13 protein-coding genes are annotated in these 18,034 nt (G+C 62.8%); 4 read left to right on the forward strand and 9 right to left on the reverse strand.

What is annotated here, in order from left to right; all coding sequences use genetic code 11:
- Positions 1-694 (reverse strand): porin (locus tag VKR55_RS04200; RefSeq protein ID WP_324399998.1); only part of this gene is annotated, 694 nt, incomplete at its 3' end.
- 493 nt (positions 695-1,187) lie between these two features.
- On the opposite strand from VKR55_RS04200, the gene VKR55_RS04205 reads away from it, so the two are divergent.
- Positions 1,188-1,619 carry a MarR family winged helix-turn-helix transcriptional regulator gene (locus VKR55_RS04205; protein WP_324400000.1) on the forward strand — a complete coding sequence of 144 codons (432 nt, stop codon included), beginning with the start codon at positions 1,188-1,190 and terminating at the stop codon, positions 1,617-1,619.
- A 28-nt stretch (positions 1,620-1,647) separates the two neighbouring features.
- Here the strand turns inward: VKR55_RS04205 and VKR55_RS04210 are convergent, their stop codons facing one another.
- The 5 genes from VKR55_RS04210 to rplJ form a co-directional block, all read right to left on the reverse strand.
- Positions 1,648-2,724: an alpha/beta hydrolase family protein gene (locus VKR55_RS04210; protein ID WP_324400002.1), complete on the reverse strand. Its 1,077-nt coding sequence runs from the start codon at positions 2,722-2,724 to the stop codon at positions 1,648-1,650.
- Positions 2,725-3,365: 641 nt separating this feature from the next.
- Complete coding sequence (gene rpoC, locus VKR55_RS04215; RefSeq protein ID WP_324400004.1) at positions 3,366-7,565, reverse strand: DNA-directed RNA polymerase subunit beta'; 4,200 nt, start codon at positions 7,563-7,565, stop codon at positions 3,366-3,368.
- 127 nt (positions 7,566-7,692) lie between these two features.
- Positions 7,693-11,817, reverse strand: a complete 4,125-nt coding sequence (gene rpoB, locus VKR55_RS04220; RefSeq protein ID WP_324400007.1) for a DNA-directed RNA polymerase subunit beta — start codon at positions 11,815-11,817, stop codon at positions 7,693-7,695.
- Between the two features lie 540 nt (positions 11,818-12,357).
- Complete coding sequence (rplL, locus tag VKR55_RS04225; protein WP_324400009.1) at positions 12,358-12,738, reverse strand: 50S ribosomal protein L7/L12; 381 nt, start codon at positions 12,736-12,738, stop codon at positions 12,358-12,360.
- A gap of 56 nt (positions 12,739-12,794) precedes the next feature.
- Positions 12,795-13,313 carry a 50S ribosomal protein L10 gene (rplJ, locus tag VKR55_RS04230; RefSeq protein WP_324400024.1) on the reverse strand — a complete coding sequence of 173 codons (519 nt, stop codon included), beginning with the start codon at positions 13,311-13,313 and terminating at the stop codon, positions 12,795-12,797.
- A gap of 430 nt (positions 13,314-13,743) precedes the next feature.
- On the opposite strand from rplJ, the gene VKR55_RS04235 reads away from it, so the two are divergent.
- From VKR55_RS04235 to VKR55_RS04245, 3 genes are read left to right on the forward strand one after another with little or no spacing between them, the layout of a single operon-like run.
- Complete coding sequence (locus VKR55_RS04235; RefSeq protein WP_324400011.1) at positions 13,744-14,331, forward strand: hypothetical protein; 588 nt, start codon at positions 13,744-13,746, stop codon at positions 14,329-14,331.
- Positions 14,324-14,869 (forward strand): hypothetical protein, encoded by a 546-nt coding sequence (locus VKR55_RS04240; protein WP_324400013.1) that lies wholly within the window; start codon positions 14,324-14,326, stop codon positions 14,867-14,869. Before VKR55_RS04235 ends, VKR55_RS04240 begins: the two co-directional genes overlap by 8 nt.
- The gene (locus VKR55_RS04245; RefSeq protein WP_324400015.1) at positions 14,847-15,746 is read left to right on the forward strand and encodes a sigma-70 family RNA polymerase sigma factor; all 900 of its coding nucleotides are present in this window, start codon (positions 14,847-14,849) and stop codon (positions 15,744-15,746) included. The genes VKR55_RS04240 and VKR55_RS04245 overlap by 23 nt, the downstream gene beginning before the upstream one ends.
- Here the strand turns inward: VKR55_RS04245 and VKR55_RS04250 are convergent.
- From VKR55_RS04250 to rplK, 3 genes are all read right to left on the reverse strand, one after another.
- Entirely contained in the window at positions 15,739-16,686 is a 948-nt protein-coding gene (locus VKR55_RS04250; RefSeq protein WP_324400017.1) for a 2-hydroxyacid dehydrogenase, read from the reverse strand. The genes VKR55_RS04245 and VKR55_RS04250 overlap by 8 nt on opposite strands.
- A gap of 83 nt (positions 16,687-16,769) precedes the next feature.
- Positions 16,770-17,465: a 50S ribosomal protein L1 gene (gene rplA / locus VKR55_RS04255; RefSeq protein WP_324400020.1), complete on the reverse strand. Its 696-nt coding sequence runs from the start codon at positions 17,463-17,465 to the stop codon at positions 16,770-16,772.
- Positions 17,466-17,468: 3 nt separating this feature from the next.
- On the reverse strand, positions 17,469-17,891 hold the full coding sequence (gene rplK / locus VKR55_RS04260; RefSeq protein WP_324400022.1) for a 50S ribosomal protein L11: 423 nt from the start codon (positions 17,889-17,891) through the stop codon (positions 17,469-17,471).
- Positions 17,892-18,034: the final 143 nt, after the last annotated feature.

An 18,034-nucleotide genomic window follows, 5' to 3' on the forward strand; every position in this document is an offset into this window, starting at 1 on the left:
TCGGATCCTGCGCGGAGATCGCGGCCGATATGCCGTTGCCGAACTGCGCGGTGTAGGTGAACTGGTTCACACCAGTGACCGTGCCGCCGCCGCCGACGAGACCGTCGAAGTTGTTGCCGGGATAGTTCGTCCAGGGAGCGCTGAACTCCGAGATCGCCTTACCCATCGTGAAGCCAGCGAACTGGATGAAGGCGTAGTACACGCCGACCGTGCCGCCGGCGACCGCACCTGCGTTCGCGTTGTTAGGCGCGGAGCCGAACGGGGCAGGTCCGACCGGCGAGTAGATGGTCGCGCCCGTGCCATTCCCCGAGTACACGTCGTCAGTCCAGCTAAACGTCGCATCGAAGAACGTGCGTAACACGCCGTACTCGGTCGCGGTGCGGGTGTCGACGTTCAGGTCTTCACGAGACCGCCAAGTATAGTCGTTCGTGAAACGATTTCGCGCGCCGCCGGTGGCACTGGTGCTACCCGTATCGTCCGACGTGACGTTGACCGCGACGTCCATGCGCAGATAGCCACCCAGCTTGACGCAGGTATCGGTGCCCGGGATGTACCAGAATCCGGCACCATACAGGGAGCAAACCTTCACGTATTCGACCGCTTTGGCCTTCAACGGAAGATCAGCCGCCTGTGCCCCACCCACGGCGACCAGAGCCGCCGCTGAGCCAAGGACAAGGCTCTTGATCATCTTCATTGTTAAAACCTCCAAGTTGCTCTCTCTTAGAAGGCCGTACCCACCAGGGTTTTCCCCGCCAGGGCTGGCTCCCCAAAAACCGCTAAAGTCGTTTCGCGTCTTGCACCCCCCGCGCGACGCGGGACTTGAGCGAACTACCCAACGGGACGATCCGGATCCCCAGCCGTCATCGTTGAATATGCATGCGCAACTTTGGCAATCAAAATACTTTATTTAGTAATCTATTAGATTGCAGGAACGATGTATCCTTTTTGCAACGGGGAGCTCGGTCCACGCCTGTGGGATAACCAGGGCGGAATCCCCAGAGGATTTTTGAGGTTAATCAATAAGTAGGTCAGCGATCTTTTTTGATTGTTTTGGAAATGAACCCGACCAAGATGGAGTCATGGAGCATACCACAAGAGGGACACCAGCCCCGGGGTATGTTGCGAGGGACAAGGCTTTGGGCGGAACAGCATCCAGGAATGAGGATGTCATCAGGCGATTCACGTGGGTGATCGACTCCATCAACGTGCATCTGGAAGAGCTGCGCTTTCTTTGGGCAAAGGCGCTGGGCATCAGTGGTCCACGCTGGATGATCCTGATGGCCCTGATGGACCTCGATCAGGATGACGGGGTGCCTGTGAATGCGGTCTCGAGGAAGCTGCACGTCGACTCGTCCTTTGTGACGACGCAGTCGAAACTCCTCGAAAAGAAGGGTCTTCTGCGCCGCAAGACCTCCGCCGAGGACGCCCGGATCGTGCAAATGTCGCTGACCGACAAGGCCTATAAACTCATAGCCGGCCTTGCCGCCCAGCAGGAGGCGCTGAACGAGTTCATTTTCTCCGAGCTCAGCGACAAGCAGCTCGGCGACCTCACCGATATTCTCGCCGCACTCCAGAATCGACTGGAGAAGGCCACGCTGAAAGTCGTCGTCGACACCTGAGCCGCGCGGCCCCCGCGAGAGTCCGGCCTCAGCGCGCGCCAATCTCGAGCCGAGCGGCGACCCAGTCGAAAATATACTCGTTGGCGAGCGTCGGATTGTCGGCATGGCCCTGCGCCGCCGCAGTCTCGCCAACGGTGAAGATCCGGAGCGTCACGTCGCGGCCGTCGGCTTTCAGGTGATCGTACAACTCGCGCACGCGCTCGGCCCTCAGCCAGCCGCGTTCGCCCGCAGAAATCAGGACCGGACACTGGATGTTGCGCGCCACGCGATTGAGCCCGAGGCGGCGGACCACGCCGGCGTCGAGCTCCGCGTCACGGTCCATCAGAAAGGCTCGCTCGTGCAGATCCCAGATACCGCCGTCACAGACCGCCGCGGCAAAGCGGTCGTCAAAGGCAAGACCTCGCGCAACGAGGGAGGAGCCGCAGCCATCGGCCAGGATGGCAATCCGATCCCGGTCGACGTCGTTGCGCTCGACCACATAGTCCATGATATGCCCGATCGTCGTCTCCAGATCGGAACGGCCGACGATCTGCTCGAACTGCGCATGCGGCCCCGAGCCGAACAGATCGACCGCGAACAAAGACATGCCGCGCTCGCTGGCGTAGCGAGCGACCTTGTAGAGATATTCCTCCTTGTGCTGACAGGGCTCGCCGATGCAGATGATGGCCGGCGCCGGCTTTCCCTCCGCATGAGCCGGCAGGAAGTAGGCCTGCAGCGGATAACCGCTCGGCCAGGGGATCGACACCACCTCGCCGCGCGGGCTGCGATGCCAAAGATAGTCGCGCGCGCATTGGCGCATCCGCTCGATCGCGGCCTGCCGATTCTCGTCGTCATGATCAAACGGGAATGCCGCCGACTGATAGTAATTGATGGCACGCAGCCAATTGCTGCGAGCGGTCAACACATGGCCCTGGTCACGGGCGGCATTGCCGCGGTCGTAGTTTGCGTCGGCGATCCGTTTCCATTCCCGGTACCAGGATTGATCGTCGGAGCTGTCGATCCGGCTCGCCACGACACAGCATTCCGCGACGGTCGCGCCCCCCTCCTGGGCCGCTCCCAGCAGCCGCGTGAACTCATTCGACAAATCCTCGCGCTCGGGCCACAAGGCCCAGCTCCGAGGATCGAGTTTAAATCCCATGCAATGGACGTTCAAAGCATTACCCCATCACGTGACTTTATCAGTCACCGCATCCGCGCAACGCAAGCGCGGTGCGCGCATAGCCGCTTTTCGTCTCGTGGGAGAATAAGGGCTCGGTCGAACGCCCCCGATCGCGTCCCCGCACGCAAGCGTGTGTGCTTGCAAACGTCGCCACAGATGCTGCCGAAGCTGCATCACGGGAAATTCGTGACTGCGATGACGAGCGCCCCATTAGGCTTGGAAATCCCGACTTTCGTAACGATTCCGCGCGCTATCTTTACACTGTAAAGATTATGGTATTAGTGAGCGTGATCCTGGTCAAGCCAAACTTTTGCGACAAGCGTCGGGCCAACAGCGGCGGCCTCCGTCAGGCCCGCAGTTTCCCCTCTCGGTGTCCGTTCTTCACGCGCTGAACACGAAGTGTTGAGCAATGTGCCGCTGCGCGACGGCATTTGGCGGCCTCATCAAGCCGATCATGCCCTGCAGCCGAAAAGCTATCGCGGCGGCGCCGCGCGCCTTCATCCCCTATTCAAAGGCGAAAACAAATGAGAAGGCCGGCGCGCTTGCGCCGGCCTTCTGTCGTCCGATGTTGTATGGCCTCCGGCGGATCACTCCGCTGGCGGCAGCGCCAGCGGCTCCGCTTCCGGCGCTGACGGCACGATCGCCGCCTGCTTCTCGCGCTCGTCCAGGATCAGCTTGTCGCGCTTGACCGCGACCTCGCGGATCTTGGCCATCGAGGCGCCGGTGCCCGCCGGGATCAGCCGGCCGACGATGACGTTCTCCTTGAGACCTTCGAGCGGATCGACCTTGCCGTTAACGGCGGCTTCGGTGAGCACGCGGGTGGTCTCCTGGAACGAGGCCGCCGAGAAGAAGGAGCGGGTCTGCAGGCTCGCCTTGGTGATGCCGAGCAGAACCGGCATTCCCGTGGCGGGCTTCTTGCCCTCCTCCTTGGCCTTGGCGTTGACCTGGTCGAACTCGATCTTGTCGACCTGTTCGCCCGAGATCATGTCGGTCTCGCCCTGATCGATGATCTCGACCTTCTGCAGCATCTGCCGGACAATCACCTCGATGTGCTTGTCGTTGATGAGCACGCCCTGCAGCCGGTAGACCTCCTGGATCTCGTTGACCAGATAGGCAGCGAGCTCCTCGATGCCCTTGATCGCCAGGATGTCGTGCGGCGCCGGATTGCCCTCGACGATGAAGTCGCCCTTCTCGACGATATCGCCGTCCTGCAAGTGGATATGCTTGCCCTTCGGGATCAGGTACTCGCGCGGCTCCTCGGTCTTGTCCATCGGCTCGATCGAGATGCGGCGCTTGTTCTTGTAGTCGCGGCCGAAGCGGATCGTGCCCGCGATCTCGGCGATGATCGCGGCATCCTTCGGCTTGCGGGCCTCGAACAGCTCCGCCACCCGCGGCAGACCGCCGGTGATGTCGCGCGTCTTGGCGCTTTCGGTCGAGATACGGGCGAGGATGTCGCCCGGCTTGACCTTGGCGCCGACGTCGACCGAGAGGATGGCGTCGACCGAGAGCATGTAGCGGGCGTCGCCGCCGCGCGCGAGCTTCAGGATCTTGCCGTCCTTGCCCTTGACCACGATCGCAGGCCGCAGGTCCGCCCCGCCGCGCGACGAGCGCCAATCGATGACGACGCGCTTGGCGATGCCGGTGGATTCGTCGAGCGTTTCCGAAATCGACTGGCCTTCGACCAGATCCTCGAAGCCGATCGTGCCGTCTGCTTCCGACAGGATCGGACGGGTGTACGGATCCCATTCGGCAATGCGCTGGCCGCGCTTGACCATGTCGCCTTCGTCGACATGCATCCGCGAGCCGTACTGGATGCGGTGGGTCGCCCGCTCGGTGCCGTCGGCATCGACGATCGCAACCACCATGTTGCGCACCATCGCGACCAGGTGACCTTCGCTGTTGCGGGCGATGGCCTTGTTCTTGATGACGATCTTGCCTTCGAAGTTCGACTCCACGAACGACTGCTCGTTGATCTGCGCCGCACCGCCAATGTGGAAGGTGCGCATGGTCAACTGCGTGCCGGGCTCGCCGATCGACTGCGCCGCAATGACGCCGACCGCCTCGCCGTGGTTGACCGGCGTGCCGCGAGCGAGATCGCGCCCGTAGCATTTGCCGCAGATGCCGTTGACGAGCTCGCAGGTCAGCGCCGAGCGGATCTTCACTTCCTGGATGCCGGCCTGCTGGATAGCGTCGATGTGAGGCTCCTCCATCAGCGTGCCGCGCTTGATCAGCACCTTGTTGCTCGCGGGATCGCGCACGTCATCGCAGGCCACGCGGCCCAGGATGCGCGAGCCGAGCGAGGCCACCACGGTGCCTGCGTCGACGATGGCCCGCATCTTGATGCCGAGCTTGGTGCCGCAGTCATCGGAGTTGATGATGCAGTCCTGCGCGACGTCGACGAGACGGCGGGTCAGATAGCCGGAGTTCGCGGTCTTCAACGCGGTGTCCGCGAGGCCCTTGCGGGCGCCGTGGGTCGAGTTGAAGTACTCGAGCACCGTCAGCCCCTCCTTGAAGTTGGAGATGATCGGCGTCTCGATGATCTCGCCCGAAGGCTTGGCCATCAGGCCGCGCATGCCGGCGAGCTGGCGCATCTGCGCCGGCGAGCCGCGCGCGCCCGAATGCGCCATCATGTAGATCGAGTTGATGTCGGCATCCGCGCCCTTCGGCGTCTTCTTGGTCGCGGAGATTTCCTTCATCATCTCCTTGGCGATCTCTTCGGTTGCCTTCGACCAGGCGTCGACGACCTTGTTGTACTTCTCGCCATGGGTGATCAGACCGTCATTGTACTGCTGCTCGAAATCCTTCGCCAGCGTACGCGTGGTCTCGACGATCTTCCACTTGCCGTGCGGCACCACCATGTCGTCCTTGCCGAAGGAGATGCCGGCCTTGAACGCATTGTAGAAGCCGAGCGCCATGATGCGGTCGCAGAAGATCACCGTCTCCTTCTGGCCGCAGTGGCGATAGACTTGGTCGATCACGCCGGAGATTTCACGCTTGGTCATCAGCTTGTTGATGATGTCGTAGGAAATCTTCGAGTGCTTCGGCAGCACGTTGCCGAGCATGACGCGGCCTGCGGTGGTGTCGATCCAGCGCTTGACCGGCTTGCCGGCCTCGTCCGTGCCCTCCCAGCGGTACTTGATCTTGCTGTGGAGATGGATGACCTTGGAGTGCAGCGCGTGCTCCAGCTCGGCCATGTCGCCGAAGATCTTGCCCTCGCCGGGCAGGCCGTCGCGCATGATCGAGAGATAATAGAGGCCGAGCACGATGTCCTGCGACGGCACGATGATCGGCTGGCCGTTCGCTGGATGCAGGATGTTGTTGGTCGACATCATCAGGACGCGCGCTTCGAGCTGCGCTTCCAGCGACAGCGGAACGTGCACGGCCATCTGGTCGCCGTCGAAGTCGGCGTTGAAGGCGGCGCAGACCAGCGGGTGAAGCTGGATCGCCTTGCCCTCGATCAGGACCGGCTCGAACGCCTGGATGCCGAGGCGATGCAGCGTCGGCGCGCGGTTCAAGAGCACCGGATGCTCGCGGATCACCTCGTCCAGGATGTCCCAGACCTCGGGCCGCTCCTTCTCGACCAGCTTCTTCGCCTGCTTCACGGTGGTGGACAGGCCCTTGGCGTCAAGCCGCGAATAGATGAACGGCTTGAACAGTTCGAGCGCCATCTTCTTCGGCAGGCCGCACTGATGCAGGCGCAGCTCGGGGCCGACCACGATCACCGAACGCCCCGAGTAGTCGACGCGCTTGCCGAGCAGGTTCTGACGGAAGCGGCCCTGCTTGCCCTTCAGCATGTCGGCGAGCGACTTCAGCGGACGCTTGTTGGCGCCGGTGATGACGCGGCCGCGGCGGCCGTTGTCGAACAGCGCGTCGACGGCCTCCTGCAGCATGCGCTTCTCGTTGCGGATGATGATGTCGGGCGCGCGCAACTCCATCAGCCGCTTCAGGCGGTTGTTGCGGTTGATGACGCGGCGGTAGAGGTCGTTCAGGTCCGACGTCGCAAACCGGCCGCCGTCGAGCGGCACCAACGGCCGCAGGTCCGGCGGGATCACGGGCACGACGGTGAGGATCATCCATTCCGGCTTGTTGCCGGAGTTGCGGAACGCTTCGACGATCTTCAGTCGCTTGGCGAGCTTCTTGTGCTTGATGTCGGAGTCGGTGTCAGCCATCTCGGCGCGCAACGTCGCCTCGAGCTTCTCGAGATCGAGCCCCTTCAGGAGCTCGCGGATCGCCTCGGCGCCGATCATGGCGGTGAACGAATCCTGGCCGAACTCGTCCTGCGCCTTCAGGTATTCGTCTTCCGACAGGAGTTGACGGTCCTTCAGCGAGGTGAGGCCCGGCTCCAGCACGACATAGTACTCGAAGTACAGGATGCGCTCGAGGTCCTTCAGCGTCATGTCGAGCAGAAGGCCGATGCGGGACGGCAGCGACTTCAGGAACCAGATGTGGGCGACGGGTGCGGCGAGCTCGATATGGCCCATGCGCTCGCGCCGGACGCGCGACAGCGTCACTTCAACCGAGCATTTTTCGCAGATAATGCCCTTGTACTTCATCCGCTTGTACTTGCCGCACAAGCACTCGTAATCCTTGATTGGCCCGAAGATGCGCGCGCAGAACAGGCCGTCGCGCTCGGGCTTGAAGGTGCGGTAGTTGATGGTCTCCGGCTTCTTGATCTCGCCGTAGGACCAGGACAGAATCTTCTCCGGGGACGCGATCGAGATCCGGATCTGGTCGAAGACCTGAGCCGGCGTCGTCGGGTTAAAAAGATTCATGATCTCTTGGTTCATCGTCTTCTCCTCGCGTGCCGGTCGCCTCCGGCAGCAAATTCGAAAATCTCTTTGAGAGGTCGCCCTGCCCGGCTTTTGCGGCAAGGCGCTATGCCCGGCGAGATCGCCGGGCATGAAACCCTTTCGGCTATTCGGCCGCCTCCGACGTCGGCGCCGGGCCCATCTTGGAATTGTGCAGGTCGACGTTGAGGCCGAGCGAGCGCATTTCCTTGACCAGCACGTTGAAGGACTCGGGGATACCGGCCTCGAACGTATCGTCGCCGCGCACGATCGCCTCGTACACCTTGGTGCGTCCGGCGACGTCGTCCGACTTCACCGTCAGCATTTCCTGCAGCGTGTAGGCCGCGCCGTAGGCCTCCAGCGCCCAAACCTCCATTTCGCCGAAGCGCTGGCCGCCGAACTGCGCCTTGCCGCCCAGCGGCTGCTGGGTGACGAGCGAGTACGGACCGATCGAACGCGCATGGATCTTGTCGTCGACGAGATGGTGCAGCTTGAGCATGTAGATGTAGCCCACCGTCACCTTGCGATCGAAGGGATCGCCGGTTCGGCCGTCATAGACGGTCGACTGGCCCGATGCGTCGAGGCCGGCAGCCTTCAGCATCTCCTCGATGTCGCTCTCCTTGGCGCCGTCGAACACGGGCGTTGCGATCGGCACGCCGTGTGAGAGATTGCGCCCGAGCTCGATCAGCTCGCTGTCGTTGAGCGATTTGATGGTCTCGTCGTCGCCGTAGATCTTCTTCAGCGTCTCCTTGAGCGGCTTGGTGTCCTTGTTGGCGCCGGCAAGGTAGGCATCGACCGTCTGGCCGATCCGCCTGCCGAGCCCCGCACAGGCCCAGCCGAGATGGGTTTCGAGAATCTGACCGACGTTCATGCGCGAAGGCACGCCGAGCGGATTGAGCACGATGTCGGCATGCGTGCCGTCCTCGAGGAACGGCATGTCCTCGATCGGCACGATCTTCGACACCACGCCCTTGTTGCCGTGGCGGCCGGCCATCTTGTCGCCGGGCTGGATCTTGCGCTTCACCGCGACGAAGACCTTGACCATCTTCATCACGCCGGGCGGCAGTTCGTCACCGCGCTGCAGCTTCTCGACCTTGTCGAGGAAGCGCTGCTCGAGCCCCTTCTTCGACTCGTCGTACTGTTTGCGCATGGCCTCGATCTCGACCATCAGCTTGTCGTTGGGGGACGCGAACAGCCACCACTGCGACTTCGGGTACTCTTCCAGCACCGCGCGCGTGATCTTGGTGTCCTTCTTGAAGCCCTTCGGGCCCGCGATGCCCTGGCGGTTCTCCAGGAGCTCGGCGAGACGGCTGTAGACGTTGCGGTCGAGGATCGCCTGCTCGTCGTCGCGGTCCTTGGCAAGACGCTCGATCTCTTCGCGCTCGATCGCCAGCGCACGCTCGTCCTTGTCGACGCCGTGGCGGTTGAACACGCGAACCTCCACGATCGTGCCCTGCACGCCCGGGGGCACGCGGAGCGAGGTGTCGCGGACGTCGGAGGCCTTCTCGCCGAAGATGGCGCGCAGAAGCTTCTCTTCCGGCGTCATCGGGCTTTCGCCCTTCGGCGTGATCTTGCCGACCAGGATGTCGCCGGCGCGCACTTCCGCACCGATATAGACGATGCCGGCCTCGTCGAGGTTCTTCAGCGCTTCTTCCGAGACGTTCGGAATGTCGCGGGTGATTTCCTCAGGGCCGAGCTTGGTGTCTCGGGCCATCACCTCGAACTCCTCGATGTGGATCGAGGTGAAGACGTCGTCCTTCACGATCCGCTCCGAGAGCAGGATCGAGTCTTCGAAGTTGTAGCCGTTCCACGGCATGAACGCGACGAGCACGTTGCGGCCGAGCGCGAGCTCGCCGAGATCGGTCGACGGACCATCGGCGATGATGTCGCCCTTCTTGACGATGTCGCCGACCTTCACCAGCGGACGCTGGTTGATGCAGGTCGACCGGTTGGAACGCTGGTACTTCATCAGCCGGTAGATATCGACGCCCGACTTGGTCGGATCGAGATCTTCGGTCGCGCGGATCACGACGCGGGTTGCGTCGATCTGGTCGACCACCCCGGAACGGCGGGCGGCGATCGCCGCACCGGAGTCACGGGCCACCACGCCTTCCATGCCGGTACCGACGAACGGCGCCTCGGCACGAACCAGCGGCACTGCCTGGCGCTGCATGTTCGAGCCCATCAGCGCGCGGTTGGCGTCGTCGTTCTCGAGGAACGGGATCAGCGCCGCGGCAACCGAAACAAGCTGCTTCGGCGACACGTCCATGTAGTCGACCTTGTCCGGGGTCACCGGCAGCACTTCGCCGGAATGACGACAGACCACGAAGTCTTCCGTGAAGCGGCCACGGTTATCGAGCGGCACGTTGGCCTGCGCCACGCGATAGCGGCCCTCTTCCATCGCCGAGAGATACACCACCTCGTCGGTGACGCGGCCGTCCTTCACCTTGCGATAGGGAGTCTCGACGAAACCGTACTTGTTCACGCGCGCAAACGTCGCGAGCGAGTTGATCAGGCCGATGTTCGGACCTTCGGGTGTCTCGATCGGGCAGATGCGGCCGTAATGCGTCGGATGCACGTCGCGCACCTCGAAGCCCGCGCGCTCGCGGGTCAGGCCGCCGGGTCCAAGCGCGGACAGGCGCCGCTTGTGGGTGATCTCCGACAGCGGGTTGGTCTGGTCCATGAACTGCGAGAGCTGCGAGGAGCCGAAGAACTCGCGCACCGCGGCGGCCGCGGGCTTGGCGTTGATCAGGTCCTGCGGCATCACGGTGTCGATATCGACGCTCGACATGCGCTCCTTGATCGCGCGCTCCATGCGGAGCAAGCCGATCCGGTACTGGTTCTCCATGAGCTCACCGACCGAGCGGACGCGGCGGTTGCCGAGATGATCGATATCGTCGATCTCACCCTTGCCGTCGCGCAGGTCGACCAGCGTCTTGATGACGGCCAGGATGTCTTCCTTGCGCAGCGTGCGATGGGTATCGGGCGCATCGAGCTCGAGGCGCATGTTCATCTTGACGCGGCCGACCGCGGAGAGGTCGTAGCGCTCGGAGTCGAAGAACAGCGACTGGAACATGGCCTGCGCCGAGTCCAGCGTCGGCGGTTCGCCAGGACGCATCACGCGATAGATGTCGAACAGCGCGTCCTCACGCGTCATGTTCTTGTCGGCATGCAGCGTGTTGCGGATGTAGCCGCCGATATTGACGTGGTCGATGTCGAGCAGCGGCAGCTCCTTGTAGCCCTGCTCGTTCAGCACCTTCAGGAGCTTCTCGGCGATTTCCTCGCCGGCTTCCGCGTAGATCTCGCCGGTCTTCGGATTGACGAGGTCCTCAGACACGTAGTTGCCGACCAGCTCCTCGTCCGACATGCGCAGCGCCTTCAGCCCCTTTTCCTGGAGCTGGCGCGCGGAGCGCACGGTGAGCTTCTTGCCGGCCTCGAGCACGACCTTGCCGGTGTCGGCATCGATCAGGTCGTTGACAGTCGAATAGCCGCGGAAACGGTTGGCGTCGAACGGCACGCGCCAGCCTTCCTTGGCGCGCTTGTAGATGATCTTCTTGTAGAAGGTCGACAGTATCTGCTCGCCGTCGAGGCCGAGCGCGAACATCAGCGAGGTCACGGGGATCTTGCGGCGGCGGTCGATGCGCGCGAACACGATGTCCTTGGCGTCGAACTCGATGTCGAGCCAGGACCCGCGATACGGAATCACGCGCGCGGCAAACAAGAGCTTGCCGGAGGAGTGGGTCTTGCCCTTGTCGTGGTCGAAGAACACGCCTGGCGAACGGTGCATCTGGGAGACGATGACGCGCTCGGTGCCGTTGACGACGAAGGTGCCGTTCATGGTCATGAGCGGGATATCGCCCATGTAGACGTCCTGCTCCTTGATGTCCTTCACCGACTTGGCGCCGGTCTCTTCATCGATATCGAACACGATGAGGCGCAGCGTCACCTTCAACGGCGCAGCGAAAGTCATGCCGCGCTGGCGACACTCGTCGACGTCGTATTTCGGCGGCTCGAATTCGTAGCGGACGAATTCCAGCATCGAGGTGCCCGAGAAGTCGGAGATCGGAAACACCGAGCGGAACACCGCCTGCAGGCCCTCGTCGAGACGGCCGCCAGCCGGCTCGTCCACCATCAGGAACTGGTCATAGGACGCCTTCTGAACCTCAATGAGGTTCGGCATTTCCGCAACTTCCTTGATGTGTCCGAAGAACTTGCGAACGCGTTTGCGACCGGTGAATGTCTGCTGCGCCATCGTGGCCTCTCGTTATCGTCGCCCTTGAGAGCGAACCTTCCGAAGCACGGCTGCCACCGTTCCCCGGGTTTGAATTTTCTTCCGTTTTCAGGGCCGAAAACGCAATTTCAGGGAACAAAAGTCCTGAATTTGTTCTTCAGACCTTCAGAACGCAAAACGACGCGCGGGGCGCACATGAGCGCACCGCCCGTCAGATCGATCTCGTCACGGACTGCAAAAGCCCGAAATTGCCTATTCTCCCAGCGACTTAGAAGGGGGTAATGCCGCCGTCCCCGCCTCATAGTCGTGTTTTCGTGCTGCCGCCCCGATATGGGATGACAATAGTGAAGATTCGAGGGTCAAGTCCCAGAATCCCCACAAATTTTCGTGTTCGACCCGCTCCAGGGCATCCCTTTTGCAAGCCTTGCAGTGGCCCGGATGAGCCGGCCGGCCGCTTTATCATTCGTCATGGCCGGGCTTGACCCGGCCATCCACGTCTTGGTGACCAGATCCCCGGATCGCGCTTTGCTTGTCCGGGGATGGAATTGAAGCAAGCTCCGCTTACTTCAATTCCACCTTCGCGCCAGCCTTCTCGAGCTGGGCCTTGATCTTGTCGGCCTCTTCCTTGTTCACGCCTTCCTTGACGTTCTTCGGAGCGCCTTCGACGAGGTCCTTGGCTTCCTTCAGGCCGAGACCGGTGATGGCGCGGACTTCCTTGATGACCTCGATCTTCTTGTCGCCGGCGGCAGCCAGCACGACCGTGAACTCGGTCTTCTCTTCCGCCGGAGCGGCAGCAGCGCCGCCGCCACCAGCCGGGCCGGCCACCGCGACTGCAGCGGCGGCCGAGACGCCCCACTTCTCTTCCAGGAGCTTTGCGAGTTCGGCCGCTTCGAGCACGGTGAGGCTCGAGAGGTCGTCGACGATTTTCTGCAAGTCAGCCATTGATCAGTTTCCTTGAATGTTTGGTTCGAACCAGGGTTTGAGATTTGCGAAGGGCGTCAGGCCGCTTCGCCCTTTGAGGCATGGGCCTGAATAACGCGCGCGAGCTTGGCCGCGGGCGCATTGGCAAGCTGAGCAAGCTTGGTCGCCGGCGCCACGATGAGGCCGACAATCTTGCCGCGCAGTTCGTCGAGCGAGGGCAGCGAGGCAAGCGCCTTAACGCCATCGACATTCAGGACGGTTTTGCCCATCGAGCCGCCGAGAATGACGAATTGCTCATTCGTCTTGGCGAATTCGAGGGCCACCTTTGGCGCCGCCACCGGATCCTTCGAAGTAGCGATCACGGTCGGCCCCTTCAGCAAGGGACCGATGGCAACGACATCCGTGCCTTCAAGAGCAATTTTGGCGAGACGGTTCTTCGCGACCTTTACCGATGCCCCCGCCTGCTTCATCTGCATGCGCAGCTTCTGCATCTGGGCCACGGTGAGGCCGGAATAGTGAGCCACGACCGCAACGCCCGTGGTCTTGAAGACCTCGTGGAGTTGTTCGACCGACTCTTTTTTTGCCGCTCGTTCCACAGCAAGCTCTCTCCGGTTGGCGGTCATCGCCACATGAGCGGGACCGCCGGGTTGCACCCATCGTCCCGCCCAAAACCTGACCTCTGGACCAAAAGTCCGTTAGGACACGCCGGGCACGACGACAATTTAGAAGCCTGCCCTCCCGCCGGCCCCTCATCGGGACCCTCGGGGTGTCGAGGTTCGAACCAAACCCGCTTCCCGCCGCCTGTTGGCGAACGCGGAAAGCAAAAATCCGGTCTTCACCCGTCTATGCAGGCTATACGATTAAGCCATTGAAGAAACTTACGTTTCCTCGCAGAGCGCCTGCAGTCTCGGACAGGATCGAGGCGATCCGGCTTTTCCCCGGAAAGCCCCCGCCCGCATCCGGCCAAAAGCGATGAGCTCTTTCCTCCCTTTTTCGAGCAACCTTGCGGATGTCTCGAAATGAGGAATGATCTCCTATCGCGTCGGGCTTTTGGAATGCGAGCACGGACGTGCCAGCGCCAGCCAGCACGTCCGGAAACGGCTGTTTAGCCGGTCTCGCCCGGCTTGCCAAGAGCAAAATTCAGACCAGTTCGCCGCAGGCACCCTCCACCGAAAAATTCCGGCGTTCCTTGTCACACAGCGCCAGGCCCGCTCGTCTGAACCGCAGGAGGTGCAGATGCAACGATGGATCGCAGCGATTCTGGGCGCGCACAACGCCGCCAACGGGCTGGCAATGCTGTTCGCCAGTTCCATCTGGTGGGCGAGCGTTCCCGGCGTACCCGATACCGGCCATTATAACCCACATTTTGTCCAGGACGTCGGCGCGGCATTCCTGGCATCGGGCCTCGCCTTGGCAGCGCGAGCCTGGCGTCCGGCCTATTGGCCGGCGGCGGTGGCCGGCGCCGGATTTCTCGTGCTGCACGGCCTCATCCATCTCGCGCTGATCGCCTCAGGGCATGACCACCGCGCCGCAGCCGATCTCGCGAGCGTCGTGCTGCCGTCAGCGCTCGCGCTCTATTCCGCTTTCCCAACCCGAGGAGAACACTATGCGTAAATTCATCGCACGCCGCATGCTGCGCGGCTTCAGCAAACGTTACGGCTATGACACGAGCTACACGGAAATGGTGCTCAAGGAGTCACCGGCCGCCTTCTTCAAATTCGCGCCCGTGATGAAGGCCTCCGCCCATCGCGAGGTGATTCCGGTGGAAACCAAGTTTGCCGCCAATATCACCGGCGCGATGGCGGAAGATTGCGGCCCGTGTACGCAATTGTGCGTCGACATGGCGCTGGAAGCGGGCATGGCTAAGGACCAGATCGAAGCGGTGCTTCGCCGCAACGTCGCGGCGATGAAACCAGACGTGGCGCTCGGCTTCCAATTCGCCGACGCCATCGTGAATCGTTCGATGGATGACGACAAATATCGCGACGCCGTTCGCGCCCGCTGGGGCGAAAAGGGCGTGATCGATCTCGCCATGACGCTGCAGATGGGCCGCATGTTTCCAATGATGAAGCTCGCGCTTGGCTATGCGAAGGAATGCCGCCGCGTCTCCGTGGCCGGCCACCAGATCGATGTCATCAAGCAGGCCGCGTGAAACTGATCCTCTCGCGCCGCATCGCGGCCGGCTGCTCGGGCTTGCCTATCGCATGCTCGGCAGCCGGAGCGAGGCCGAAGACGTGGTGCAGGACGCCTATCTTCGTTTTGCCGGCGCACAGGATGTCCGCAACAAGGAAGCTTTCCTTGTCACTGTTGTCACCAGGCTCTGTCTCGACCGGCTGAAGAGCGCGAAAGCGCAGCGCGAAACCTATGTCGGGCCGTGGCTTCCCGAACCCGTGTTCGACGCCGAGGGTCTTGCGGCAGACGCCGCCACGGAGCTTGCGGACGATCTCTCCTTTGCGCTGATGCTGGCGCTGGATCGGCTATCGCCGCTGGAGCGCGCGGCGTTCCTGCTTCACGACGTGTTCGACCGGCCATTTTCCGAAGTGGCGCACATGCTCGACCGCTCTGAGGCGGCTTGCCGACAATTGGCGGCGCGCGCCAGAAGGACGGTGCGCGACGAGCGCCCTGCTCCAAAGGCGGCACCGGACAGTCATGCGAGGCTGCTCGCCGCGTTCTGCGAGGCGGCGGCAAGCGGCGATGTCTCGACACTCGCCGGGCTGCTCCGCGAGGACGCAATTGCCATTACCGACGGTGGCGGCCGCAAGAGCGCGGCGCTGAACCCGATCAAGGGCGCGCAAAAGATCATCCGCTTCCTGCTCGGGATCATCGGCAAGAATGCAGGACACGACATTCGGCTCGTGCCGATGATGATCAACGGCACTGCCGGCGTCCTGCTCTACATGGACGGCGAGATCGATCACACGCTGAGCATCGCGATCGATGGCGACAGGATTGCCGCGATCTATCTGGTGCGCAACCCGGACAAGCTCCGCCACGCGCCGCAAGCCGCGCCCGGCGGGCCGCTCAGTTGACGGGATAGGCGAGCGGCTTGCCTTGGAAGAACGCGGTCAGATTGGCGAGCACGCAGTCCTGCATGTTGCGGTGCGATTCCTGTGTGTGGCCACCGGTGTGCGGCGTCAGCACGACGTTGGGGAGCGCGGTCAGCGCGTCCGGCGCGTGCGGCTCCCTGGCGTAGACGTCGAGGCCGGCGCCGGCGATGGTCTTGCTCTCGAGTGCTTCGACGAGAGCCTTTTGGTCGATCACCGAGCCGCGCGCGATGTTGATGACATAGCCGTCCTCGCCGAGCCGTTTGAGGATATCGGCGTTGACGACATGGTGGGTGTCGTCCCCTGCCCGCACCGCGATCATCAAGACGCTGCACCAGGCGGCAAGCGCCTCCAGACTCGGGTAATACTGATACGGCACGTCGCGGCGGCTGCGGCTGAAATAGCCGACCTCGGCCTCGAACGCGGCGACGCGCGCGGCGATCTTGCGCCCGATCTCGCCCATGCCGTAGACGCCGACCTTTCGCCCCGGCATCCCCGCCTGCGGACGCATCATCGGCGACGGCTTTGCCGCCGCCCAATCCCCGCCGCGCACGTAAGTGTCGAGCACCAGAAGACGCCGCGTCGCCGCCAGCATCAAGGTGACCGCGATATCGGCGACCGACGCCGCATTCGCGCCGGGGCTGTGGCCGACGGCGACCCTGCGCTCGGCGGCGGCCTTCAAATCCACGCCGTCATAGCCGGTGCCGTAGCAGACGATGGCGCCGAGCTTCGGCAGCATGTCCATCATCCGGCCCGGAAGCGGCGAGCCGCCGGCGGTGATCATCGCACGGATGCCCGCGAGCTGATCGGCGGAAAACATCTCGTTGGGCGGCTTTCCGCCGGCGTCGAGAAGATCGAATTTTTCGCCGATGCGCTGCATCAGGCTTTTGGGAAAGCGCGAAAAGACCAGGACTTTCTCGGGCATCGCTTGCGCCCTTTCACCTCAAAAACAAGGGGCGGAAGTGGTTGCCCAGTTCCGCCCCTCAATTCATTTCCCTTGCGCGAGCCTCAATTGAGCAGCGTGCTCGGCTCGACCTTCACGCCCGGTCCCATGGTGGAGGAGACCGCAACGCGCTGGATATAGGTGCCCTTGGCGCCTGCAGGCTTCGCCTTGGCGACCGCATCCGCGAGCGCCTTCACGTTGGCGACGAGCTTGTCCTCGGAGAATGATGCCTTGCCGACGCCGGCCTGTACGATGCCGGCCTTCTCGACACGGAACTCGACCGAGCCGCCCTTGGCGCCCTTGATCGCATTGGTGACGTCCATGGTCACGGTGCCGATCTTCGGGTTCGGCATCATGCCGCGGGGACCTAGCACCTTACCGAGACGGCCGACCAGCGGCATCATGTCGGGGGTGGCGATGCAGCGGTCGAAATCGATGTTGCCCGCCTGCACCTTCTCGACGAGGTCTTCGGCGCCGACGACGTCGGCACCTGCAGCCTTGGCTTCGTCCGCCTTGGCGCCGCGCGCGAACACGCCGACGCGCAGCGTGCGGCCGGTGCCGTTCGGCAGGTTGACCACGCCGCGGACCATCTGGTCGGCATGGCGCGGATCGACGCCCAGATTGAGCGACAATTCGATGGTCTCGTCGAACTTGGCGGTGGCGCGCGCCTTCACCAGCTTGACGGCTTCCTCGACGCTGTAGGCCTTGTCACGGTCCAGACCGTCCATCGCCTTCTTGTAACGTTTGCTGATCTTGGCCATGGCTTACCCCTTCACCTCGATGCCCATCGAGCGCGCGGCGCCCGCCACCATCGCCTCGGCGGACTCGATCGTGTCGCAGTTCAGGTCCGGCAGCTTGATCTCGGCGATCTTGCGAATTTGCGCCTTGGTGACCGAGCCGACCTTTTGCTTGTTCGGCGTACCTGAGCCCTTCTCGACCCCAGCCTCATTTTTGAGCAATACGGCGGCTGGGGGTGTCTTGGTTATAAAAGTGAACGACTTGTCACTGAAAATCGTGACTTCGACGGGCAGGATGGTATCCTGGCCCTGCGTTCGTGCGTTGAACTCCTTCACGAACGCCATGATGTTGATCCCCTGCGGGCCCAGCGCGGTGCCGACAGGAGGTGCCGGATTCGCGCGCCCCGCTGGAATCTGGAGCTTCACGAATCCCGTTACTTTTTTTGCCATTCGACTCCCTCTCGTTCGTCGTGCCTACGACTCCCACTGTTCTCTTAACGTCGGCGTGGTACCCGACGGACTACTCGGCGCGCACTCGCTTCGCTCGTGCGCGTTCCCTACTCCCAGCCAGCGATCACCGTCGTTTGAAGGCC

The sequence above is a fragment of the Bradyrhizobium sp. genome (genome assembly GCF_035309285.1).
Taxonomy (GTDB): Bacteria; Pseudomonadota; Alphaproteobacteria; order Rhizobiales; family Xanthobacteraceae; genus Bradyrhizobium.